This is a genomic window from Corynebacterium comes (genome assembly GCF_009734405.1).
Classification (GTDB): Bacteria; Actinomycetota; Actinomycetes; order Mycobacteriales; family Mycobacteriaceae; genus Corynebacterium; species Corynebacterium comes.
Window position 1 is genome coordinate 2,468,740 of record NZ_CP046453.1, and the last position, 23,711, is coordinate 2,492,450.

The window sequence follows — 23,711 nt, forward strand, 5'->3', positions numbered from 1 at the left end:
CTCAGGCGTCCCTGCGCTGCAGGACCACCACACCCGCAGCCCACGCCACCACGGCCCACAACAGGAAGAACGCCCCGGAACCGCTGACTCCCCAGGGCACACCCTCCAGGGCGAAGTCATTGACGAAGGCACTGAGGTTCTCGAACGGCAGATAGCCCACGATGTCCTGCCCGAGCTTGGGCACCACGCGGAAGATCTGCTCCAGGCCCATGAACCAGATGAGCATGAGTGCCACGCTGCCGGCGGTCTGACGCAGCAGCAGTGCCACACCCTGACTGATCATGACGATCATCGCCGCCGCCGCGGGGTAGACCCACATGATCTCGTGGGCGGCCCCGTCCCGGAAAGGCTCGAACATCTCCGCCGCCGACTCCGGGGCGAGGGACTTCGCGAGGAGGAATGCCGCCACCACCACGAGAAACGTGAGCGCCGCCGCAAATGCCGCGTACAGCAGCAGCTTCGCCAGCGCCACCGTCCAGCGTCGGGGAGTGGCCAGGTAGGTGGCGGACTGGAGGTTGTAGCGGTATTCGGTGGTCACCAGCATGATCGACTGGATCATGATCACCGGGAAACCGATGAGGTAGACCGCCGCCACCGCGGAGGATGCCCACAGGGTGGGGAAACCGCCCTCAGCCTCCAGGGTGGTGGAACCGGTCAGCGCCGCCCAGCCGAGGCCGACGACGATGAACAGGATCGTCGTCCACCAGAAGGAGGCCGTCGTCCGCAACTTCGTGAACTCCGATGCCAGAGTGTTGAGGAACATCGTCTACCTCGCCGTCTTCTGGGCCTGGTACTGCACGGCAGAACCCGTCGAATCCATGAATGCGTCCTCCAGCGAGGCCTGCCGCAACGACAGTTCCTGCAGCTGAAAACCCCCGGTGAACGCCAGTGCGCCGACCTGCTCGGTAGTGGCGTCGGCCACCTCGAGCGTGGGGCCGGGCGCCGGGACTGACTTCAGCCCGGCGCGGCTGAGGTGCTCGGCGAGTTCCTCGATCCGCTCGCTGCGCACGACCACCGTCGACGCCGAATGCTCCCTGATGAACTCCGCCGTCGATGTGTCCGCCACCAGCCGCCCCCGCCCGATGACGATGAGCCGGTCAGCGGTCAGCGCCATCTCGGAGAGCAGGTGTGAGGAGATGAGCACCGTCCGCCCCTCGGCCGCCAACGCCCCGAGCAGGTCACGCACCCACCGGATGCCCTCCGGATCGAGGCCGTTGACCGGTTCATCGAGCACGAGGATCTTCGGGTCACCCAGGAGGGCGGCCGCCAGCCCCAGACGTTGACCCATGCCGAGGGAGAAGCCCCCGGTCTTCTTGCGCGCCACTCCCGTCAGGCCCACCAGGCCGAGCACATCATCGACGCGTTCCGGGGGAATGCCGTTGGACTGGGCGAGCCACCGCAGGTGATTCGCGGCGGTCCGGTTGGGGTGGACCGCTTTTGCGTCGAGAAGCGAACCGACCACGGTGAGGGGGCGGCGGAGGTCCCGGTAGGGCCGGGAGTCAACGAGCGCGGCACCGGCGGTGGGGGTGTCCAGGCCGAGAATCATCCGCATGGTCGTCGATTTACCCGCACCGTTCGGGCCGAGGAAGCCGGTGACGATACCCGGCTTCACCGTGAAGGTGAGGTCCTCGACGGCCCGGACCTGACCATAATCCTTGGTCAGAGCTTCAACGTGGATCATGCCCCCCACACTGCCACAGGACCTAGGGACGAAGCCTGCCAATTGCCTGGACAAGTCCCGGGAGTGCCGCCGCAAAAGCGGGCATGAGCGGCAGCTCCTCCAGCCGGGACAGCGGCACCCACCGCAGAGCGAGGGACTCCTCGTTGCCGAACGTCTTCAGCGTCCGCCCCGTCGTGGTCCTGGCGATCACCGTCGTGTACGTCCACCCGCCGGCCAGCTCCGGCTGCCGCGGATCCGCCGGATAGGGGCCCGCGGTGACGACCTCCCCGAGTACCTCGATGAAGGAAGGTTCGATGGAACACTCCTCCACCGTCTCGCGCACCGCAGCCTCGGCCGTCGACTCATGCGAATCGCGGGCCCCTCCCGGCATGGCCCACGTGCCGCCGTTGTTCGTCCACAACGCACGGTGCTGCATGAGCACCAGCGGATCCTCACTGCCGTCCAGCAGCATGAGGCCCGCCGCCCCATGACGGCCCCAGACCTTCACCCCTCCGGGGCCTGCCGCCCATCCATTTCCGTCACCGTCCATGTTCTCGAGCGTAGTCGGCGGGCGGGGAGCATTCCGGGGGACATGACGGCAACCTCGCGGGGACTGTCGGGGGCCTCCCGGGACATGGCGCAGCCCACACTCAGCGGGCTATCATGTGGTAATGACCGGCGCGACGGAAACCCCTGATCCAGCGCAGCCAGATGCAGGGGCGGAACCTGTGCGTCCCTCGGGGGGAGTTCTCTCCGGCCCAGCGGGCACGCTGCTGCACTACCGTCGAACCCGCCTGCGTAACCCCGCCACCGAGGCCTCCCGGAAGGCAGCCGTGGAGGACGACGCCGCTGACGTCCCCGAGGACACCAGGGACCACTGGCTCGACGAGGTCACCTCCGACGAGGAACAGCACCGCCGCGGCATGCTGGCCCGCATCATCAACACCTTCGCGGTGCCCTACCTGTGGTTCCGTCGAGTTTTCGTCTTCCTGGTCACCACCCCGGGCAAACTCGTGGGCATCTCCGTGATCCTGTCCATGGCAATCTTCGCCGCCGGCTACTCAATGTCCCAGTCCTCCTCCGAACGACAGTCGGAACTGGACGTCCTGCTCACCACCACCGAGCCCATGAGCTACGCCGCACACAATCTCTACACCTCCCTGTCATTGGCCGACACCATCGCCACCACCGGCTTTGTCCAGGCCGGCGTGGAATCCGCCGGCACCCGTGCCCGTTACAGCGCCGCCATCGACCGGGCCATGGTGTCCGCCACGGAATCAGCCGCGGGCATCTCCTTCTCCGACCGCGACACCCTTCAGCTCATCGCGGACATCGAGAGGAAGATTCCCGTGTACACGGGGCTGGTCGAAACCGCTCGCATGAACAACCGCATCGGCAACCCCGTCGGCGTCGCGTACATGGCCGAGGCGTCCTCCCTCATGCGGGATGACATTCTGCCCGCAGCCGCCCGCCTGTTCAACCTCACCTCCAGCGATGTGCGTGATCAGCAGAGCCGGCTCACCCGACCTCAGTGGGTTCCCCTGTCCGGCCTGCTCGCCGCCGTCCTCTTTCTGGTTGTCGCCCAATGGCTGCTGTGGCGCATGACCCGCCGCCGCCTCAACCGGGGTTTCCTCGTCGCCACCGCGCTCATGCTCATCGCGATCGCCTGGGTCTCCGCCTCCAACTTCGGCACCTGGCAGGCCGGGACCCGCGGCTTCGAGGAAGCTTCCATGCCCTGGGATTCGCTGACCGCCTCGCGAATCCAGGCGCAGCAGGCACGCACCTCCGAAACGCTCGCCCTGGTGCGTCGTCAGTCGGTCGCGGACAGCAACGTCTCCTTCGAGGCCACGACCGAGGCCGTCACCGTCGCACTGGATGACTTCGAGCAGGCGGAGGGCCACAACCCCAACGCCTCCGGTACCAACCGCACGCAGATCGCCGAGGCCCGTGCGTCGCTCGCGGACTGGGAGGCGGCCCACCGACGTTTCACCGACGCGATGAACAACGGCAACTATCCCGAGGCGGTCCGTCTCGCCACCACCACGACCCTGGTTCCCGGTTCCCCCGCCACCTCCGCAGCCGCCTATGACCGTCTCGACGGGGCGCTCTCGCGCCTCATCGCCGACGCCCGCTCGTCGATGCGCGCCTTCATCAGTGACGGCCTCGCCGCCACCCAGCTCGTCTCCACCGCCGTACTGCTGTTGTCCGTCCTGGCCATCATCGCCGTGTGGATCGGCATGCGCCCCCGTCTGCAGGAGTACCTGTGATGCGCCGAATCGCCGTTCTCCTGGTGGCTGCCCTGGCACTGAGCAGTTGTTCCCTTCCCGACCTCGACTTTCGGCGGGCCCCCGACCGGGCCTCCCCCACCCAGCCCCCTCGGCCCATCGCCCATGCCTACGGCCCGCCCCTCCCCGCCGGCGCCACCGTCGAGGAACCTGGTGAAGAGGAGCCTCGGGAGATCAATACCTGGGACATCACCGGCTCCCTGCAACCTGTTCGGGGAGAGGTGAAACTCGAAGAGACCATGCCCCGCATCATGGAACGCGGTCGCATCATCGTGGGAGTCGACCAGTCCCAGAATCTGCTGAGCTACCGCGACGGGGTCACCGGTGAGCTCCAGGGCTTCGAGGTGGACCTCGCCCGCGAGATCGCCCGCGATATTTTCGGCGACCCCAGCCTCGTCGACTTCCGCTTCGTCGAATCCTCCTCCCGCATCGAGGCGCTGGATGACCATGAGGTGGACATGATCATCCGCACCATGACCGTCACCCGCTCCCGGCAGCAGGAGGTCGCCTTCTCCTCCCCGTACCTGACGACCGACTCCCGGCTCCTGGTCATGCACAATTCCGACATCGAGGGCGTGGCCCAGCTGCCCGGCCGCACCGTGTGCGTCACTGACGGCTCCACCGCGCTGGAGAAGGTCCGCTTCAACGCGCCGCAGTCCCGGATCCTGAAGACCCGCAGCTGGGCGGACTGCCTCGTCGCTCTCCAGCAGTACCAGGCCGACGCGATCCTCTCCGACGACACCATCCTGTCGGGCATCGCCGCACAGGACCCCTACACCTCAATCGTCGGCAGTTCCCTCGCCTCCGAGTCCTACGGCGTCGCCATGCCGATCCCCGATGAGAATTACGACAGTTCCGGACTCATCCGACAGGTCAATTCCACCATCGAAAGGATTCGCGAGGACGGCACCTGGTGGCGTCTCTACGACCGGTGGTTCGCCATGTCCCTGGCGACCTCGGGCCCCCCGCCCCTGTCCTACCGTCCCGAGACTGCCGCCCAGGAGGCGACCCCGTGAACGAACGTGACCTCGAATTCCCCGTGGACCTCACCGAGTCAGGAGAATCCAGCGGCACCCAGGCGGTCCACTTCGACCCTTTCGCCGATGACGACGAGGAGATCGACCCCGGCATCTCCGCGCTGATCGAAGACCTGGGTAACCTGCGCGACCAGCATGACGCCCAGGCACTGGCGGCTGACGTGGTCTCCGCCGTCGGCACAGCTGCGGTGGCAGCGGGCCCCGCCACGGCACCGACGGCGGCGGCCAGGAGAGACGACACCTCCGCCCGGGCCCGGCAACTCGCCCTGTCGACGTTCCGGAAGCGACGCGGCGCTGAACGCGGCGACCGCTCCGTCGCCGACGGGATGGTCGAACTGCCCTTCGTCGTTCCGACGCGCCCCGAGGACGCCCTCCAGGATCCCGCCGAGGCAGAGGCGGAGGGTGTCCCCGCACCCCAACTGAATCCCGGCGACATGGTGGCCAGCCAATACGAGATCCTGGGTGTCATCGCACACGGCGGCATGGGGTGGATCTACCTGGCCAACGACCATTTCGTCTCCGAAAGACTCGTCGTGCTCAAGGGGCTGCAGTCCGAGAAATCCACCGATGAGCAGGGGGCCGCGGTGGCTGAGCGTGAGTTCCTCGCGGACATCACCCACCCCGGCATCGTGAAGATCTACAACTTCATCGACGACCCACGCGTGCCCGGCGGGTTCATCGTCATGGAGTACGTGGGTGGGCCGTCGCTACGCAGCCGCCGCAACGAACAGCCCAACCGTGTCCTGCCCATCGACCTCGCGATCGCCTACATCATCGAGATCCTGCCCGCGCTCGACTACCTCCACTCCCGCGGCGTGGTCTACAACGACCTCAAACCGGACAACATCGTCGTCACCGAGGACCAGGTCAAACTGATCGACCTGGGGGCGGTGTCCGGAATCAGCGCCTTCGGTTTCATCTACGGAACCAAAGGTTTCCAGGCCCCCGAGGTCGCATCGCACGGCCCCTCCGTCGCCAGCGACATCTACACCATCGGCCGCACCCTCGCCTCATTGACCGTCCGGCTGCCGAAGGACGAGGCCGGCGTCTATCTGCCCGGTCTGCCCAACCCCGGCGATGAGCCGTTGTTCCGCCAGCATCTGAGTTTCTACCGGCTCCTGCTCCGCTGCACCTCCGAGGACCCCACCAGGCGCTTCCGCGACGTCAATGAGCTGTCCACCCAGCTCCACGGCGTCCTGCGCGAGGTCATCGCCGTCCGTTCCGGCCTGCAGTTCCCGGCGCAGCATTCGCTGTTCTCCCCGCAGCGCACCACCTTCGGCACCAAGCACCTGGTTTTCCGTACCGACCAGCTCATCGACGGAATCGACCGCACCGTGCGCATCACCGCCCCCGAGGTTGTCTCCGCCCTGCCCGCCCCGCTCATCGACCGTTCCGACGTCGGTGCAGCCATGCTCTCCGGATCCTCCTACACCGAACCCCAGGAGGCGTTGGAAACCCTCCGCCAGGCCATGAAGACCAGCGAGTACGAACACTCCGCCGAAATCCCCCTCGGCGTGGTCCGTGCCATGCTCGACCTCGGCTTCACCGGTCAGGCCCGCACGTGGCTCAGCTCGCTGGAGGGACGCCTCGGGCATGACTGGCGTTTCCAGTGGTACTCCGGTGTCACCGCCCTGCTTCTCGACGACTACGCCAACGCCCAGGCACACTTCGCCGAGGTCCTGAACATCCTCCCCGGCGAGGCAGCGCCCAAACTGGCGCTGGCGGCCGTCGACGAGCTCATCCTCCAACGTCTCGGACACCACCACACCGCTCTCCTCCCCGAGAAGCTCTCCCGGTCCGCCTCTCTGCTGAGCACCAGTCTGGAGACGGTGCCCACCGACGTCTTCACCGACTTCAACCCCACCTGGACCCACATCACCCAGGAGCCCGCCATCCTGAGATTCAACACGATCGGCCTCTACGGTCTCGTGTGGGCCACCAACCCGACCACCGTTTCCTCTGCGTTCGGCCTGGCCAGACAATTGATGGCCGAGGGGCAGATCGAGATGGCCGTCGCCGCCCTCGACCGTGTCCCCCAGGCCTCACGCCACCATCGGATGGCCCAACTGACGACCATCCTCCAGCTCATCTCCGGCACCCTGACAGAATCCCGGATCAGACGCGCCGCCCGCCGCCTGGAAGAAATCCCCACCAACGAACCACGATTCCTGCAGATCAAGATCGCCGTCATGTCCGCCGGACTGAACTTCCTCCGGGACGCAGACGTCGAGTCAGCCGCCTCACCCAACGACCTCTTCGACTACTCCTTCACCCAGCGCGGCCTGCGTTACGGTCTCGCGTACACCCTCCGCCAGCAGGCCAGGCAGGCCCCGTTCGCCCGGCACAGGTACACACTGGTGGACCTGGCGAATCAGGTTCGACCGGTGACGTGGTTCTGAGGTAGGTCCGGCTCCACGCAGCAGAAACCCGCGATCAGTCTGATCGCGGGTTTTTCCTGTCCGCCACGGCGATACCGCTTGACGGTGCGGCCCGGAAGGGAGCTGCGGGCCGGCTAGACCTGCGCGGTCGCCAGGGCGGTGGCCTTCTGGGCGATGGCCAGTTCCTCGTTGGTCGGGACGACGAAGACCTTGACCGCGGACTCGTCGGTGGAGATTTCGCGCGGACCGTCGTTGGGCAGGTCGTTGCGCTCCGCATCGATGTGGATGCCGTACATCTCAAGGCCGGCCAGGGCGTCCTCGCGGACGAACTTGGCGTTCTCGCCCACGCCTGCGGTGAAGGTGATGGCGTCGACACGGCCGAGGGCGATCATGTACGAACCGATGTAGCGGCGCAGCTGGTGGATGTAGATGTTGTAGGCGGACCAGGCGTCGGTGTCGCCGTTCTCGATCATCTCGCGCAGCTGACGGAAATCGTTGACCCCGGACAGACCCTTGATGCCGGACTTCTTGTTGAGCAGGGTGTCGATCTCGTCGATGCTCAGACCAGCGGTGCGGTACAGGTGGAAGATGATGCCCGGGTCGATGTCACCACAGCGGGTACCCATGACGAGGCCTGCCAGGGGGGTCATGCCCATGGAGGTGTCGATGGCGTGACCACGCTTGACCGCAGAGGCGGAAGCGCCGTTACCCAGGTGCAGGACGATCTGGTTCACGTCCGAGGGGTCCTTGCCCAGGAGCGCGGGGACCTGCTGTGAGACGAACTCGTGGGAGGTGCCGTGGAAGCCGTAGCGACGCACGCCGTGCTCACCGGCAACGGCCGCGTTGATGGCGTAGAGGGCGGCCGCGGGCGGCAGGTCGGCGAAGAAGCCGGTGTCGAAGACCGCCACATGCGGGATGCCCGGGAGGATCTCGCGGGCGACCTCGATGCCGTCGACGTTGGCCGGGTTGTGCAGCGGGGCGAGCGGGATGAGGTCGCGGATCATGTCGACGACCTGGTCATTGATGATCTCCGGCGCGGAGAACACCTTGCCGCCGTGGACGACCCGGTGGCCGACTGCGGAGATATCGAGTTCCTTCGGGCCGACGCCGTGCTCCGCCATGATCTCGAAGGCCTTCTGCAGGCCGACGGAGTGATCGGGGATGGGCTGCTCGACGGTGATCTTCTCGCCGCGGATCTTGATCACGAGCTTGCCGTTCAGCTCGCCGATCTGCTCGACGAGACCGGAGACCAGCGGCTCGTCGGATGCGGCGGCGGCGGGGTCGAGGACCTGGAACTTGATGGATGAGGAACCGGAGTTCAGGACGAGTGCGTAGGTCATTTAGTTTCCTCCGGCCTGGATGGCGGTGATGGCGACGGTGTTGACGATGTCCGGGACGGTTGCTCCGCGGGACAGGTCGTTGATGGGCTTGTTCAGGCCCTGCAGGATCGGGCCGATGGCCAGGGCACCACCGGTGCGCTGGGCGGTCTTGTAGCCGATGTTGCCGGCCTCGAGGTCCGGGAACACGAAGACGTTGGCGTGGCCTGCGACGTCGGAGTCGGGCATCTTCTTGCGTGCGACACCCGGGTCCACCGCAGCGTCGAACTGCAGTGGGCCATCAACCGCGAGCTCCGGGTTGATGCGCTTGGCGGCATGGAGGGCCTCGATGGCGCGGTCCACGTCGGGACCGGACCCGGAGGAGCCGGTGGAGTAGGACAGCATGGCGACGCGCGGATCGATGCCGAACTGCGCCGCGGTCTTCGCGGAGACCACGGCGATCTCGCCGAGCTGCTCAGCGGTCGGGTTCGGGTTGACGGCACAGTCACCGAAGGCCCACACATGGCCACGGAAGACCATGAGGAAGATCGAGGAGACCACGGAGGCCTCAGGCGTGGTCTTGATGATCTGGAACGACGGCTTGATCGTGTGGGCGGTCGTGTGGGCGGCACCGGAAACCATGCCGTCGGCGAGCCCCTTGTGCACCATCATGGTGCCGAAGTACGAGATGTCCTTCATGGTTTCACGTGCCTCATCAAGGGTCACGCCCTTGGCCTTGCGCAGCTCGACGAACTCCTCGGCGAACTCCTCCAGCAGCGGGGAGGTCACGTGATTGATGATGTGTGCCTTGGAGAGGTCGACCCCGAGCTCGTCGGCACGGTTCTCGACTTCTTCGGGGTCGCCGAGGATGGTCAGCTCGACGATGTCCTGGTCGAGCAGCTCGTCGGCGGCGAGCAGGATGCGGTCATCCTCGCCCTCAGGCAGAACGATGTGCGCTTTGGCGTCCTTGGCACGCCCGAGAAGCCAGGTCTCGAAGACCGGAGGTGACATGACGGGGCGAACCTCGACCTTGAGCGCCTCCTTGAGCTTGACGACGTCGCGGAGACCGTCCTCGGTGACCGCGGCCGCGATGACGGCGTGGAGCTCCTTGGCATGACGCTCCGCGAGCTGGACGTGGCGTCCCTTGACGTCGGTGAGCAGAACGATCGGGAGACCGAGAGCGGCGGCTACCTCGGAGTCGAAGTGAAGGTTTCCGGTACCGATGACCAGCACCGGCTCATCATTGACGAGGCTGGCTGCGTAGATGGGGCCAACCTTCGGCTCGTAGTCATCGAGACGACGGATGCTGAGGCCGAGTGAAGCCGCGAGGCCATCAATGTCGATTCCGTCGAAGTTGCGGTTGACGACACTGAGCAGTGCTGATCGAGGGCCAGACATGCATAACCTTTCTGTCGATGAGCGGGTGCCGGAAACTGCACAGCACGCCCCCCATGTGGGATCCGTCGCCATTCTATAACGAATGTCGCCTCCACCACACTGCTCCGACGGGGAATTTTCAGAATTAACACGACATAACCGGACACTCAACAATTCACCACCCGGTCCGGAAGATCAGGGAAGGGGCCCGGGCGACGTCAAAAAGCAGGGATCTGGGCAGGTCACCGGCCATGGACCCACAATAGAACCCCAAGTTACACCGCGTGTGGGAATCATGCCCGCCCCGAGGGCGGACCCCCGGGATTTCGACCCCATCCACACTCAACAAACGTGCGAATTTTGGCGAATCCGGCTGTCCCGGCACTCTCCACCCACCCCATGGTCACCCCCACACCAGGATTCATGGCCTTCCAGGGGGGTCAGTAGTATGGAACACAACAACACCTGCCCCCGATCGTCAAAGGATGTCACACCACCATGTCCCGACCCCTGCGCGTCGCCGTTGTCGGAGCCGGTCCCGCCGGCATCTATGCCTCGGACCTGCTTGTGAAGTCCGGCGAGGACGTGACCGTCGACCTCTTCGAGCGCATGCCCGCCCCCTTCGGCCTCATCCGTTACGGCGTGGCGCCCGACCACCCGCGCATCAAGGGAATCGTGAAGTCGCTCCACGCGGTGCTGGAGAAGCCCGAGATCCGCCTGCTGGGCAACATCGAGATCGGCAGAGACATCACCGTCGACGAGATGCGCGACTACTACGACGCGATCGTCTTCTCCACCGGAGCCACCGGTGACCGCGAGCTGCGGATCCCCGGTTCCCAGCTCAAGGGCTCCCACGGCGCCGGCGAGTTCGTCGGTTTCTATGACGGCAACCCGGATTTCTCCCGCGACTGGGACCTCTCCGCCGAACAGGTCGGGGTGATCGGCGTCGGCAACGTCGCGCTCGACATCGCCCGTATCCTCGCCAAGACCGCCGACGAACTGCTGGTCACCGAGATTCCCGACAACGTGTACGCCAACCTGGCCAGCAGCGCGGTCAAGGAGGTCCACGTTTTCGGCCGCCGCGGCCCGGCCCAGGCGAAATTCACGCCGCTGGAGCTCAAGGAACTCGACCACTCCGAGAACTTCGAGGTCATCGTCGACCCGGAGGACATCGACTACGACGAGGCCTCCGAGGCCGCGCGCCGTGAGTCGAAGTCCGTCGATCTGGTGTGCCAGACACTCGAGGGCTACGCCATCCGCGAGCCGAAGGGCGCCGCCCACAAGTTGTACCTGCACTTCTTCGAGTCCCCGGTGGAGATCCTCGGCGAGGACGGGCATGTCGTCGGGCTGAAGACCGAGCGCACCGAGCTGGACGGCACCGGCCATGTCCGCGGTACCGGCAAGTTCACCACCTGGGATCTCCAGTCGGTGTACCGCGCCGTCGGTTACCGCTCCGAGCCCGTCAATGGTGTGCCTTTCGACGCCGAAAGGGCCGTCATTCCCAACGACGGCGGCCGGGTCCTCGACCCCGCCACCGAGGCACCGGTCCAGGGTCTGTACGCCACCGGTTGGATCAAGCGCGGTCCCGTCGGCCTGATCGGCAACACCAAGTCTGACGCGAAGGACACCACGACCATGCTGCTCGAGGACTTCGCCGCAGGTCGCCTCAGCTCCCCTGCCCGGCCGGAGCCCGAGGCCATCCTGGAGCTTCTCGACGCCCGCGGGATCGCCGTCACCACCTGGGAGGGCTGGTACAACCTTGACGCCGCCGAGCGTTCGCTCGGCGCGGCCGAGGGCCGTGAGCGCAAGAAGATCGTCGAGTGGGACGAGATGGTCATCTCCTCGCACCCCGAGTACGAGATCTAGCCAAGCCCATTCCACCTGCCCGGGCCTGTAGTTACGATGGAGGCAACGTCCCGGGACTGTCCGGGACCCGGCCACGGTAGCTAAGGAAGCCCTATGTCGACGTCCTCCTTCACCGGCTCCAACCGCACGCTGACCGGCCTCGTCCTGGCGGTCCTCACCTTCTGGTTGTTCGCCCAGTCGGCGCTGAACATCGGCCCCGTGATGGCCACCGACACGGGACTTCCCCAGACCACCATGAACACGGCGATTTCTCTGGCCGCCCTGTTCGCCGGCATGTTCGTCGTCATCGCAGGTGGTTTCGCCGACCGGATGGGTCGGGTGAGGTTCCTCTTCATCGGCCTGGCGATCAACATCGTCGGCTCACTGCTGGTCGCCGGCGCATTCGGGGGGCTTGCCGCACCGATGATGATCGGGGGTCGGGCCCTGCAGGGGCTGGCGGCGGCGTTCATCATGCCGACCTCCCTGGCCCTGGTGAAGGCGTACTGGATCGGCGAGGACCGTCAGCGGGCGGTCTCCATGTGGTCGATCGGCGCGTTCGGAGGTTCCGGCCTCGCGGCCATAGTCGGCGGCTTTCTCACCGGCACCGCCATCGGCTGGCGGGGGTTGTTCGTGCTCAGCGCAGTCGTGGCGGTGCTGGCGATGTGGCTGATCCGTCCGATGCCGGAATCGAGGCCGGCGGCCGGGATGGACAAGAAGCTGGACGTCCCCGGCATCGCCTCGTTCCTCATCGCGCTGCTGAGCGCCCAGATCGTGGCCACGCAGGGCTCCCGGCTGGGATGGACCAGCCCCGTGGTCCTGACGCTGGCGGTGGTGTGCGTGATCGCCCTGGTCATCTTCTTTCGGGTGGAGTCCGGAAACAACAACGCCTTCATCGACTTCCGGCTGTTCCGCAGCCGCTCCTTCTCAGGCGCGGTGCTGGCGAATTTTCTCATGAACTCGTGCATCGGCGTCATGACGGTCGCCCTGTGGATGCTGCAGTTCGCCGGCGGGCTCTCCCCCGCCACGGCCGGCTACGTCACGGTGGGTTACGCGGTGTTCGTCATTGCCTTCATCCGCGTCGGCGAGAAACTGCTGCAGAAGCTCGGCCCCCGGAAGCCCATGGCCCTCGGCGCGGCCACGATGTTCATCGCGATCCTGCTGCTGGGATTCACCAACCTGTACGCCACCTCGTACATCGTGCTGGCCGCGATCGGATTTTCCCTGTTCGGTCTCGGCCTCGCGTTCTTCGCCACCCCCGCGACGGACACCGCGCTGTCCTCCCTCCCGGACGAGTACGCCGGTTCCGGCGCGGGTCTGTTCAAGATGGCGTCCTCGCTCGGCGCGGCGTTCGGCCTGGCGGGCTCCACCTCGATCTTCACCGCCCTGCAGGACAACGGGGTTCCCTGGCTGAGCCAGACCATCGACTTCGTCGGCCGACAGGACAATGTCGCGCTGCGGGAGGCCGGCATGGTCGGCATCGCCTTCAATGCACTTCTGGCGGTGGTCGCCCTCGTGGCGATCCTCGTCATCGTGCCGCGTCAGAAGCGCCCTCCGGAAGTCATCGCCATCGAGCCCCACCCGGAAAAGCGCCCCGTGAAGAACTAGAAGCGGATGCCCAGGTTGGCCAGGACGTCGCGAAGCCAGTTGATCACGGGAGCAACGGAGTCCGGAACCTGGATGGCCTGGCCCGCAACGGTCACGGTGTTGGCGGGAGCCTGCTGGCCTCCCTGCGGGGCGGTGGTGTTCTGGCGAACCTGCTGGGCCGGCGCCTGGGCCTGGTTGTTCTGGCCGGCGGGGGTGTTCACGCCGCCGCCGAGGAGGCCGCAGCGGTGGGCGGCTTCGTCGACACGCGAGAGTGCGTCGCGGATCTCGCCGCCGCGCGGGTGGAAGTTGGCAGCCAGGAGCGCCTGGTTGCGCTTACCCTGATAGTCACCGGCGTCGGTCCAGTAGTTATTGGCCTGCTGGCAGGAGATCTGGCCCGCCGGGATGGCCGCGAGGTAGGAGTCCACGACATCAGCGTGGGCGATGGCGGGGGTAGTGGCTACGAGGCCCGCGACAGCGAGCGAGGTCAGGGTATTCCGAAACTTATGCATGCTGACCATGAAACCACACGTCGCTGAATTCGGCCGGGTGCGGAGAGGTTTCTCCGGCGGCACAGGGGTGGCCACGTCTTCGACGCACGCCATCGCGGCGCCCGCCGGACCCGTCATGCCGCGCCTGCGCTGGGGCGATGGCGCCCGCGGCTAGGCGCAGCCCTGTTCGGCGATGCGGGAGGCGCGGTCCCGGGCCTCGTCGACCGACTCGGCCGTGGCCAGGGCCACGCCACGTTCGCCCTCCAGGCGCAGGTCAGACTCCGGCACGGACAGTGCGGCGGCCGGGTCGGAGAGCTCCTCGTAGAGCATCGTGCACGCGCCCGGGGAGACCAGGGTCGTGTCGATGGGTAATCCGAGGATTGCGCGGGCGTGCAGGTCGTACTGGGAGAAACGCTGCGAGCACATGGTCACCGCACCCGCTTCGTGGGGGCGGGGGGTGACCGCGGAGAAATAGACGTCGTCGCCCGCGACGAACATCTCCACGGCATAGAGCCCCCGGCCCCCGAGCGCATTGGTGATACGCGCCGCCATGGAGCGGGCGTTCTCCAGGGCCCGCTGGCCCAGGGCCATGGGCTGCCAGGCACTCTGGAGGCGCCCTTCGCGGTGAATGTGGCCGACAGGTTCGCAGAACCAGGTCGACAGCTTCCCCGTCGCCGGGTCAATGGACCGGACGGCCAGCAGGGTGAGTTCATGGTCGAAGTCGACGAAACGCTCCACGATCCTGCGCCGATCGTCTTCTGCGGCGTCGAGGTCATCCATGGAACGGACGACGGTGTGGCCGCGGCCGGAGGAGAACTTCGCCGGCTTCACGATGCACGGCAGCCCCAGTTCCTCGACCGCACTCCTCAACTCCGCGGTCGTGTCCGCGAAACGGTAGGCGGTGGTCGGCAGTCCGAGGTCCTCGTTGGCCACCCGGCGCAACGTGTCACGTGCGAGGGTGAGCGCGCAACCCTTCGCGGAGGGCACCACACCCACGCCCTGTTTCTCCAGTTCGACGAGCATCTCGACGTCGACGTCCTCCACCAACGGCACCACGTGGTCGACGCCGTGCTCCTCAACGAGATGCCGCAGCGCCACCCCGTCAGCCGCCACGTCTGCGGGGGCATGGTGGACGGTGACACCGAGGCGTCGGAAAGCGGCGGTGAGCTCCTCGACGTAGCCGCCGGAGCCGAGCAGGAGGACGGAGACGGCCATGGTCTAGTCCGCCAGGACGTCGTGGCGCACGATCGTCTGGTCGCGGCCCGGGCCGACGCCGATGTAGGACATGCGGCAACCGGAGAGCTCCTCCAGGCGCAGCACGTAGTCCTGCGCCTTCTGCGGCAGCTCCTCGAAGGTGGTGCAGCCGGTGATGTCCTCATCCCAGGCGGGCATGGTCTCGAAGATCGGCTCCGCGTGGTGGAACTGGGACTGGGTCAGCGGCATCTCGTCGAAACGCTCACCGTCGACGTCGTAGGCCACGCAGATCGGGATCTCGCCGATGCCGGTGAGCACGTCCAGCTTGGTCAGGAAATAGTCGGTGAAACCGTTCACGCGGGAGGCGTAGCGGGCGATGACCGAGTCATACCAGCCGCAGCGACGCTTGCGGCCGGTGTTCACGCCGACCTCACCGCCGACGGTCTGGAGGTACTCGCCCCACTTGTCGAACAGCTCCGTCGGGAACGGTCCCGCACCCACGCGGGTGGTGTACGCCTTGATGATGCCCAGGCTGGTGGTGATGCGGGTCGGGCCGATACCGGAACCGACGCTGGCGCCGCCGGCGGTCGGGTTCGAGGAGGTGACGAACGGGTAGGTGCCGTGGTCGACGTCGAGCATCGTGGCCTGGCCGCCCTCCATGAGGACGCTCTTGCCCTCGTCGAGGGCCTTGTTCAGCACGTACTCCGAGTCGATGACCATCGGGCGCAGGCGCTCCGCGTAGGACAGGAAGTACTGGACGATCTCGTCCGGGTCGATCGCCTTGCGGTTGTACATCTTCACCAGGATCTGGTTCTTCACGTCCAGCGCGGAGGTGACCTTCTGGCGCAGGATCGACTCGTCGAAGATGTCCTGCACACGGATGCCCATACGCGAGACCTTGTCGGCGTAGGCCGGGCCGATGCCCCGACCGGTGGTGCCGATCGCGCGCTTGCCCAGGAATCGCTCCTGCACCCGGTCCATCACCTGGTGGTAGGGGGCGACGAGGTGGGCGTTGGCGGAGATGCGCAGACGCTCCGGGTTCGCCCCGCGGGCCACCAGACCGTCGATCTCCTCGAAGAGGGCCTCGAGGTTGATGACGACGCCGTTGCCCAGAATCGGGACGGCGTTCTCCGAGAGCACGCCCGCGGGCAGCAGCTTGAGTTCGTACTTCTCGCCGCCGACGACGACGGTGTGGCCGGCGTTGTTGCCGCCGTTGGGCTTGACCACGTAGTCAACTTCGCCGCCCAGGATGTCGGTGGCCTTACCCTTGCCTTCATCGCCCCACTGGGCACCGACGATCACGATTGCAGCCATCTTTGGGTCACTTCCGCTCAAGTTTCGGGAACGCGTGACTGGTTGCAGCCACGGACGGCTTACCATTCTACTCCCTCGCCAGCCCCTTGTACTATCAAACCCCATGCGAGTGCTCATCCTACGCTGCGGCGACACACCTGTTCCGGCGGATCTCCCCGGAACCGTCCTCAACGTGCCCGCCATTCCGGGCCGTCGGGACCTCAAGCTTCTCGACGCCGCCGCCGCCGACCTCCTCCCCACCGACCCGACCCCCTCACTGGATGAGATTTCCGCCCAGCCGGACGTCCCCCACCTGGGTACACCGGGCCGGGCGCCACAGGCCGGGCACCTGCCGGAGCCGCTGCGCGTGATCGTCGCCGGCTCCGACGCGGCCCTCTCCGCGGTGCTGACCAGAATGATGCGCGGTGACTACCTCTGGGCCGAGGTCGGACTGGTTCCCGTCGGCGAATCCTCGGTCGCCCGGAACTGGGGCCTGGAGCAGGTCGACGCCTGGCAGGTGGCGCTGAACGGTGCAGCCAATCCCGTGCCCCTCATCCGCTCCGATCTCGGCATCGCCCTCGCCGGCTCCGCCACGATCCGCTCCTGGGACGACGGCGAGTTCACCGGCGAGATCATCGTCGACGACCAGGTGCTGGTCCGGCACGAAGCACGCGACGGCATCCACTTCAACGGAGTCTTCGGCGCCCGCCTCGTTCCCATGGTTGACGCCCCCGGCATCGCCGCCGTCCGAGCCACCGCGCCAGAAAAATTGTCACTGACCTGGCGGGAGAAGATCGCCCATCGATTGACGGGCTCTTCCCTCCTCGATCCGGACTCACTCGCGACCGGCCGCGCCGTGCAGGCCGGCGGTCCCTCACTCGCCGTGACCATCGACGGCGTCAGGCACAAACGCCCCCTGGAGCGCGTCACCTTTTACCGCCACCTGAGGGATCTTCAAGCCATTCGGCCATAATGTGATTAATATCACTCATCACCTTAGGTACGGAAGGGTATCCATACCACCCGAGACCGGGGCGGAGACTATTAGCCCACAACCTTCTGAACAGCGGAAACCTCCCCCAATCGGGAAAGCTCGCGGGCATTATACCGGCAGGAAAGCGAAAAACAAGATCTTTCAGGCGGCTTCCAGAAACCAGGACAGGGGTGCTACGGGGACCCTAATGTCAGGGTTACAGACCCGCGCGAAAGGACTTTGAACATGAGTCACCGCAGCATCAGCCAGCTCGGCCACGCGACTGCCTACGACCGCGACGGCCACAAGCTCGGCCACGTCAAGGAAATCTACATCAACAACCAGACCGGCGAACCCGACTACGCGGAGGTGAGCCACGGCCTGTTCGGCCTACGTTCCAGCATCGTCCCCCTCCGCGGCCACACCCTCGAGGACCGGACCCTTACGCTCGCCTTCAGCAAGGACCTGATCAAGGATGCCCCGCCGATCACAAAGGAAGAGCATCTACCCAAGCGGCGGGGCGAGCACGACGCGATCTGTGACTACTACGGCCTTGCATTTGTCGACGACGTCCACAGCTACACGGATGAGCCCCTCGATTATTCGACCGGCCAGCTCGACGACGGCCACACCACACGCGGCTTCGGCGACGGACCCCTCCACGGCGGCTCCGCAGACCGCCTGCGGGCAATCTCCGACCATGAGCTCGGCCTTGACCAGACCCCGGAGGACCGCGCGATGCGCGGCACCAGTGCGCACGGCATGAGCGACGAGCCCCGCGAGTACAGGCGCGGCCTGGACAGCTCCACCCCCACAGAACCTGCAGGCGACGAGCCCGGCGGGCATGTCACCTGAAAAGACTTGTCACACAGTGTGAAGTCTGCATGAGAGCTTCGCATTATGTGGCAGATCGCCCGGAGCGGATCGCTTCAGGCGGCAGAATACGGCGCCCCTGGATAAGGCGTCGTATTTTGTTTTACGCCACCTCCAAGCACATCCAGTTGAACATTTTCCATATGTGATTAAGGTCACACATCCTTCCCTGGAACATGGAGAGACGCAGATCACACCCTGGGCAGGGGGTGGGCAACCGGGCATCGAGAAGCATCGTCGCCGCTTAACCCATGAAATTAAGAACATGTCACCTGATGGGCGCAGTGATTGTAATGACCAGGCAGCGGAATGCAAGGCCGTCCGTTGGCAGAGGGAGGATCGTGGCGAGAATGTGACGGGCGTCCCTACTGTCGGAATAACATCCGATTCATCAGAGGACGAGAGGAAACACCGCAATGACACGTCACAGCATCCACGACCTCACCAATGCGACCGCCTACGACCGCAACGGCGACAAGCTCGGCAGCGTCAAGGAGGTCTACATCAATGACACCACCGGCCAGCCCGACTTCGCCGAGGTCGGCCACGGGCTCTTCGGACTCCAGTCCAGCATCGTGCCCCTCCGAGGCCACACCCTTGAAGGAGGCGACCTCAAGCTCGCCTTCACCAAGGACCTGATCAAGGACGCACCCTCCATCAAGCATGATGAGCACCTCTCCGAAGAGGATCACGCCACCATTTACCGCCATTTCGGTCTGGAGAAGACCGTGGACGTCCACACCTACGGGCAGGAGGGAGCCGATCTCTCCGGCGATCGCTTCGACCGGGATCCTCTCCGCGGCGACGCTCCCCGCCTCGATGACGTCCCCCACAGCGGTGTCGGTGCCGATCGGGAGCGCGCAGTCTCCGACCACGAACTGGGCCTGGACCAGACCCCGGAAGACCGGGCGATGCGCGGCACCAGCGCGCACGGCATGAGCGACGAGCCCCGCGAGTACAACCGGGACATCCGGGACACCGATCCGAGGCAGGAGGTCAGGGATCCTGATCGCCTCGCGGCAGACGAGTTCCGCGACCAACGCGCCAACCCCGGACCCCAGGGTCCCGTCGACGCAGACGGACGACCGCTGGCCGAGGGTGACGAGAACTACCCTCGCTCCAACTTCTGACACCACCGGAACGACGCCCCTTCTTCACGGGGCGTCGTTTCTGTTGTGACCGGAAACGGCGGTCAGTCGTCCTCGAAGATGCCCGGCCAGGCCTCCGGCGGATAGGCAGGAGTCTGGGAGGTGGGCGCGAGGGCCGCCAGGGCGGATTCACGGGACCAGCCGCAGACCTCCAGAAGATCCGCGGTGATGGACCGTGTCTGGGCGAGGATGACGTACTCGGACAGGACGCCGTCATCACTGATCACACCCATGTCCGAACGGGCACCGATAACCTGGAGCCGACGGACGAGCTCGGGGATGTCCTGGGCTTCGTTTGCCTCGGTGCGGGTGTCGAAGACGTCGGAGAGAGATGCGGCGACGTCGGCGAGTTCATCGACGATGTTGATCAGACGGGTAGACACGGCGTCGCCGTCCTGGGACAGGACCATCGCGCGACGTGCGATGACCCGACTGTTTCGCATGGCGTTCTCCACAGCGGGGAGGATTCTTTCGAGGGAGCGCACGCGGCGTCGCACACCCCACATCAGGGGCGAGAGATTCGACACCTCCCGTCCGACCTTGGCGGCGGACAGCATGTTGTCGATGTCCGGCTGGGTGTTGTGGACCGCGTCGAGTGCCTGGTCCAGGCTGCGGGCGTCGCGGGTGTCCAGGGCGACGGCCACATCGTCGAGCACAGAGGAGACGATACCGAGGATCTTCGACACCTCCTGCCTGCCCGAGCTGAGGGGGGAAGACGGAAGCAACGCTATCGTCGCCAGACCAATGGCTGAACCGATGAACGCGTCGATCATGCGGTCCGGGCCACCGCCTGCCGCCCCGGGCGGCAGGATCGTCGCGATGAGGATCGAGCCGATGGCCACCTGGTTGCTCACCAACGGCGACTTCGACAGGAACGACGCCACCGTCAACGAGATAGCCACGATGAGTGGGATCTGCCACGTCCCGCCGGGCAGGGAGTGCACGAGGAGATCACCCAGACCGACGCCCACGGTGACGCCCAACGAGAGTTCCAGCGCGCGGCGGATGCGGTCACCCCCGGTCAGTCCGAGGATGATGACCACCGTGATCGGGGCGAAGAAGGGTGCGGGGTGCTCAAAGAGGGTCCGCGCGACCCAGTAGGCCAGGCCGGCGGCCACCGCGACCTGGATGATCGCGATGGATCGCTTGCGCACCCGGTGGACGCGGGACTCCAACGAACCCTCCACCTGGCGGAGGCGTTCCAGGGTGCCGATTCTCAGTTTCGCCATGCCCTAGACCCTAATGAAAAAAACGGAAGTCCCGCGCAAGGCGGGACTTCCGGAAGGTGCGGGCGTCTACTTGACGGACTTGCCCACCGAGTGCAGGTCCTGGCATGCCTCGAGGACACGCTCAGACATGGACTGCTCCGCCTTCTTCAGGTACGAACGCGGGTCGTAGGCCTTCTTGTTGCCGACCTCGCCGTCGACCTTCAGGACACCGTTGTAGTTCTCGAACATGTGGCCGGCGATCGGGCGGGTGAACGCGTACTGGGTGTCGGTATCCACGTTCATCTTGATGACGCCGTAACGAAGGGCCTCCTCGATCTTCTCCTTCTCGGAGCCGGAGCCGCCGTGGAAGACGAAGTCGAAGGGCAGCGTGTCCTCGCCCAGGCCGAGCTTCCTGCGGGCAACCTGCTGACCCTCCAGCAGAATCTCCGGACGCAGCTTGACGTTGCCCGGCTTGTACACGCCGTGGACGTTGCCGAAGGTCGCAGCCAGGAGGTAACGACCGTTCTCACCGGTGCCGATGGCGTCGATGGTCTTCTCGAAGTCTTCCGGGGTGGTGTAGAGGTTGGCGCCTGCCTTGGCCTCGACGCCGTCCTCCTCGCCGCCGACGACACCGATCTCGATCTCGAGGACGATGTTGGCCTTACGGGACTTCTCCAGCAGCTCCTGGGCGATCTCGAGGTTTTCGTCGATCGGAACAGCGGAGCCATCCCACATGTGGGACTGGAAGAGCGGGAGCTCACCGGCGTCGACGCGCTCCTGGGAGATCGCCAGCAGCGGGCGCACGAACTCGTCGAGCACCTCCTTCTGGCAGTGGTCGGTGTGCAGGGCGACGTTGATGCCGTAATGCTTGGCTGCCTCGTGGGCGAAGGCTGCCAGTGCCACTGCGCCGGCGACCTTGTTCTTCACACCCAGGCCGGAACCGAACTCGGCGCCACCGGTGGAGAACTGGATGATGCCGTCCGACTCCGCGTCTGCGAAGCCCTTCAGCGCAGCGTTGATGGACTCCGAGGAGGTGCAGTTGATGGCCGGGAAGGCGTAGCCGCCCTTTTTGGCCCGATCGAGCATCTCGTTGTAGACCTCGGGAGTTGCAATAGGCATAGAGTTATCCTCCAGATAGATACTGTGTGATCACAGTCAACTTAACTGACGCGAGTACGGGCCAGCAGCCCGACACTGGATCCAGTATGCCCGCATTTCCCCGGTCCCGCCGGGGAACCAGCCACCCCGCACCGTCATTGAGACTCTCCGTGAGAAAATACGTCGGACGTTGACCGGATAACCCGAAAGCACCGGAGTCCACGTCATTCACCTGCGTCCGAGACCTGAACCGCATGCGTCAGGCTCCCGCAGATTCGCGGCCCTCCTATTCTCCCCTGTCCGAACACCGGATATGCCCCGGGGCACCACCTTCTCTGGTGGTGCCCCGGGGCATATGGTTTTCTCCTGCTGTCCCGCTCCTGACCGGAGGGAGACTGTGTGTTATCTGGAGAGTGTGGAGAGTCGTGCTACTTCGCGGCGACGTCTGAGGTGCTGGCCTTGAGGCCACCCATGTCCGGGAGGTTCTCCGGGTGTTCCTGAACGGGGGTCTTCTTCTTGAACAGGGTGTGCACGCCGTTCTGGTATCCGACCGCACCGAGGACAAGGACCACGCCGATCACCTGCAGCATCGTCGGGATCTCGGTGTAGATGAGGGCCGCGATGAAGATGGTGGAGACCGGGGACAGCAGCAGCAGGCCGCCGGAGACGGTGGCGTTCATGTTGGAGGAACCGATCTGGACGAAGGTCCAGGCGATGAACTGGCCGAGCACTGCAAGTGCGATCATGTTGACCCAGTTGATTGCGGTGATCGGGTCGCCAGCCATGGCCTCCGGGTTCACGGACGGCAGCTGGCCGTCGATCATGACGCCCTGGGTGAAGTTGAAGCCCTCGCCGCGGATGAACATCCAGATGATCGGGGCGATGCCCTGGAAGATGGTGACGATGAAGATGGGCTGGATGTACTTGCCCGGGTTGACCATGGTGGCCTTGCGGGAGGTGTAGAGGTAGATGCCGTAGCAGACACCGGAGGTCAGGCCGGCCAGGGTACCCAGCACGGCGGTGGGGATGCCCCACAGCTCGGAGGGACCTGCAGCAGCCTCGTAGCCCGGCATCATCATGTCGAACACGCCACCGACGGCGACGATACCGACGGCCATGACCGGCAGCACGATGTAGTAGCTGCGCGGGATGCGCTCGTGGTCAATGACGAAGGCGAGCAGCGGGAGAATGATGACCTGGAGGTTCAGCAGCACGGACGCGATGCCGGCACCGACGAAGAAGATCGAGTAGTTCCAGGCGGTGAAGTCGATGCCGAGGATCAGGCCCGCGATGGCAGACCAGAAGAAGCCGGCCTTGTTCAGGCTGCCCTTCTTCTTGTATTCGCGAATGGCGTACGGCAGGAAGATGACGATTGGCAGCCAGCAGCGCAGAACAACCGAGGTAGCCGGCTCGAAGTTGGATCCCTTGACCCAGATGGCCGTGAAGGCCAAGCAGGCGGTGCCGATCAGCAGGATTGCGACGGCTTTTCCGTGGGTGATGTTGTTAGCCGGGCCCAGCGCCGGCTTGGTAGAAGATGCGTTCAGCATTAGTCTCCTACAACCTTTCCTGAAAAGGTATGATGATTTGACAAGAGTTAGATTAACCCTGCCGCCTTAATAAAACAAGCGTTTCCGGAGAAATTTAGCCCGGAAGGTCATACCTGTTGACAGTCTCAGGTCCATGAACTGCGGAAAGGCCGGAATCGTTAACCAGGCCACACCCCTGATTCTGGCCCGGAAACTGGCACCCAAAGCCAAGATTCCGGCGCCGGTAACGGCCCGGACGAATAAAATTGATAGGCCCTGGACATCGCCGGGACAACACCCTCCTCCCCCGCATCGCGAGAAGATCTCAGGGGCCGGCGACGGCAGGAGGCCCGCACCCTCAGGCGGTTCGGCAAACGCCCGCCACATTCCGCGGGAAATCAATAGGATTGACATGACAGCGCCAGGCT

20 protein-coding genes are annotated in these 23,711 nt (G+C 65.5%); 9 read left to right on the plus strand and 11 right to left on the minus strand.

Going from position 1 to position 23,711, the window contains the following annotated elements:
- Window position 1: 1 nt before the first annotated feature.
- The 3 genes from CETAM_RS11800 to CETAM_RS11810 are packed head-to-tail and all read right to left on the minus strand — an operon-like array spanning window position 2 to window position 2,210.
- Window positions 2-763, minus strand: a complete 762-nt coding sequence (locus tag CETAM_RS11800; RefSeq protein WP_156229026.1) for a multidrug ABC transporter permease — start codon at window positions 761-763, stop codon at window positions 2-4.
- A 3-nt stretch (window positions 764-766) separates the two neighbouring features.
- On the minus strand, window positions 767-1,681 hold the full coding sequence (locus CETAM_RS11805) for an ATP-binding cassette domain-containing protein (RefSeq protein WP_156229027.1): 915 nt from the start codon (window positions 1,679-1,681) through the stop codon (window positions 767-769).
- Between the two features lie 22 nt (window positions 1,682-1,703).
- Window positions 1,704-2,210: an NUDIX domain-containing protein gene (locus tag CETAM_RS11810; RefSeq protein WP_156229028.1), complete on the minus strand. Its 507-nt coding sequence runs from the start codon at window positions 2,208-2,210 to the stop codon at window positions 1,704-1,706.
- 121 nt (window positions 2,211-2,331) lie between these two features.
- Here CETAM_RS11810 and CETAM_RS11815 point away from each other — a divergent pair, with 121 nt between their 5' ends.
- Genes CETAM_RS11815 through CETAM_RS11825 form a run of 3 tightly spaced genes read left to right on the plus strand, consistent with a single transcriptional unit; the run spans window position 2,332 to window position 7,381 of the window.
- Window positions 2,332-3,927, plus strand: coding sequence for a hypothetical protein (locus CETAM_RS11815; RefSeq protein ID WP_156229029.1), 1,596 nt, complete (start codon window positions 2,332-2,334; stop codon window positions 3,925-3,927).
- Window positions 3,927-4,961 (plus strand): glutamate ABC transporter substrate-binding protein, encoded by a 1,035-nt coding sequence (locus tag CETAM_RS11820; RefSeq protein ID WP_156229030.1) that lies wholly within the window; start codon window positions 3,927-3,929, stop codon window positions 4,959-4,961. The genes CETAM_RS11815 and CETAM_RS11820 overlap by 1 nt, the downstream gene beginning before the upstream one ends.
- Window positions 4,958-7,381 carry a serine/threonine protein kinase gene (locus CETAM_RS11825; RefSeq protein ID WP_156229031.1) on the plus strand — a complete coding sequence of 808 codons (2,424 nt, stop codon included), beginning with the start codon at window positions 4,958-4,960 and terminating at the stop codon, window positions 7,379-7,381. The genes CETAM_RS11820 and CETAM_RS11825 overlap by 4 nt, the downstream gene beginning before the upstream one ends.
- Before the next feature lie 113 nt (window positions 7,382-7,494).
- On the opposite strand, the gene CETAM_RS11830 is transcribed toward CETAM_RS11825, so the two are convergent.
- Window positions 7,495-8,700 carry an acetate kinase gene (locus tag CETAM_RS11830; protein ID WP_156229032.1) on the minus strand — a complete coding sequence of 402 codons (1,206 nt, stop codon included), beginning with the start codon at window positions 8,698-8,700 and terminating at the stop codon, window positions 7,495-7,497.
- Window positions 8,701-10,074, minus strand: coding sequence for a phosphate acetyltransferase (gene pta / locus CETAM_RS11835; RefSeq protein ID WP_156229033.1), 1,374 nt, complete (start codon window positions 10,072-10,074; stop codon window positions 8,701-8,703). It lies immediately after the preceding gene.
- A gap of 477 nt (window positions 10,075-10,551) precedes the next feature.
- Between pta and CETAM_RS11840 the strand changes: the two genes are divergently transcribed.
- Both CETAM_RS11840 and CETAM_RS11845 read left to right on the plus strand, forming a co-directional pair.
- A complete protein-coding gene (locus CETAM_RS11840; RefSeq protein WP_156229034.1) occupies window positions 10,552-11,919 on the plus strand; it encodes an FAD-dependent oxidoreductase in 1,368 nt (455 codons plus the stop codon).
- A gap of 93 nt (window positions 11,920-12,012) precedes the next feature.
- On the plus strand, window positions 12,013-13,503 hold the full coding sequence (locus tag CETAM_RS11845; RefSeq protein WP_156229035.1) for an MFS transporter: 1,491 nt from the start codon (window positions 12,013-12,015) through the stop codon (window positions 13,501-13,503).
- Here CETAM_RS11845 and CETAM_RS11850 read toward each other — a convergent pair.
- Window positions 13,500-13,991, minus strand: coding sequence for a hypothetical protein (locus tag CETAM_RS11850; protein WP_156229036.1), 492 nt, complete (start codon window positions 13,989-13,991; stop codon window positions 13,500-13,502). The genes CETAM_RS11845 and CETAM_RS11850 overlap by 4 nt on opposite strands.
- A gap of 7 nt (window positions 13,992-13,998) precedes the next feature.
- On the opposite strand from CETAM_RS11850, the gene CETAM_RS11855 reads away from it, so the two are divergent.
- Window positions 13,999-14,145, plus strand: a complete 147-nt coding sequence (locus CETAM_RS11855; protein ID WP_156229037.1) for a hypothetical protein — start codon at window positions 13,999-14,001, stop codon at window positions 14,143-14,145.
- On the opposite strand, the gene CETAM_RS11860 is transcribed toward CETAM_RS11855, so the two are convergent.
- Window positions 14,142-15,185, minus strand: a complete 1,044-nt coding sequence (locus CETAM_RS11860) for an ATP-grasp domain-containing protein (RefSeq protein WP_156229038.1) — start codon at window positions 15,183-15,185, stop codon at window positions 14,142-14,144. The two genes, CETAM_RS11855 and CETAM_RS11860, sit on opposite strands and share 4 nt — an antisense overlap.
- Before the next feature lie 3 nt (window positions 15,186-15,188).
- A complete protein-coding gene (locus tag CETAM_RS11865) occupies window positions 15,189-16,478 on the minus strand; it encodes an adenylosuccinate synthase (RefSeq protein WP_156229039.1) in 1,290 nt (429 codons plus the stop codon).
- Window positions 16,479-16,581: 103 nt separating this feature from the next.
- Between CETAM_RS11865 and CETAM_RS11870 the strand changes: the two genes are divergently transcribed.
- From CETAM_RS11870 to CETAM_RS11880, 3 genes are all read left to right on the plus strand, one after another.
- Window positions 16,582-17,430, plus strand: a complete 849-nt coding sequence (locus CETAM_RS11870; RefSeq protein WP_156229040.1) for a hypothetical protein — start codon at window positions 16,582-16,584, stop codon at window positions 17,428-17,430.
- A gap of 246 nt (window positions 17,431-17,676) precedes the next feature.
- Window positions 17,677-18,285 carry a PRC-barrel domain-containing protein gene (locus CETAM_RS11875; RefSeq protein WP_156229041.1) on the plus strand — a complete coding sequence of 203 codons (609 nt, stop codon included), beginning with the start codon at window positions 17,677-17,679 and terminating at the stop codon, window positions 18,283-18,285.
- A 434-nt stretch (window positions 18,286-18,719) separates the two neighbouring features.
- Entirely contained in the window at window positions 18,720-19,433 is a 714-nt protein-coding gene (locus CETAM_RS11880) for a PRC-barrel domain-containing protein (protein WP_156229042.1), read from the plus strand.
- 62 nt (window positions 19,434-19,495) lie between these two features.
- Here the strand turns inward: CETAM_RS11880 and CETAM_RS11885 are convergent, their stop codons facing one another.
- The 3 genes from CETAM_RS11885 to CETAM_RS11895 all read right to left on the minus strand — a co-directional run bounded on the left by CETAM_RS11885 (window position 19,496) and on the right by CETAM_RS11895 (window position 23,304).
- The gene (locus CETAM_RS11885; protein WP_156229043.1) at window positions 19,496-20,680 is read right to left on the minus strand and encodes an FUSC family protein; all 1,185 of its coding nucleotides are present in this window, start codon (window positions 20,678-20,680) and stop codon (window positions 19,496-19,498) included.
- Between the two features lie 66 nt (window positions 20,681-20,746).
- Window positions 20,747-21,778 (minus strand): class II fructose-bisphosphate aldolase, encoded by a 1,032-nt coding sequence (fbaA, locus tag CETAM_RS11890; protein ID WP_156229044.1) that lies wholly within the window; start codon window positions 21,776-21,778, stop codon window positions 20,747-20,749.
- A gap of 407 nt (window positions 21,779-22,185) precedes the next feature.
- A complete protein-coding gene (locus tag CETAM_RS11895) occupies window positions 22,186-23,304 on the minus strand; it encodes a DMT family transporter (RefSeq protein ID WP_156229045.1) in 1,119 nt (372 codons plus the stop codon).
- Between the last annotated feature and the right edge of the window lie 407 nt (window positions 23,305-23,711).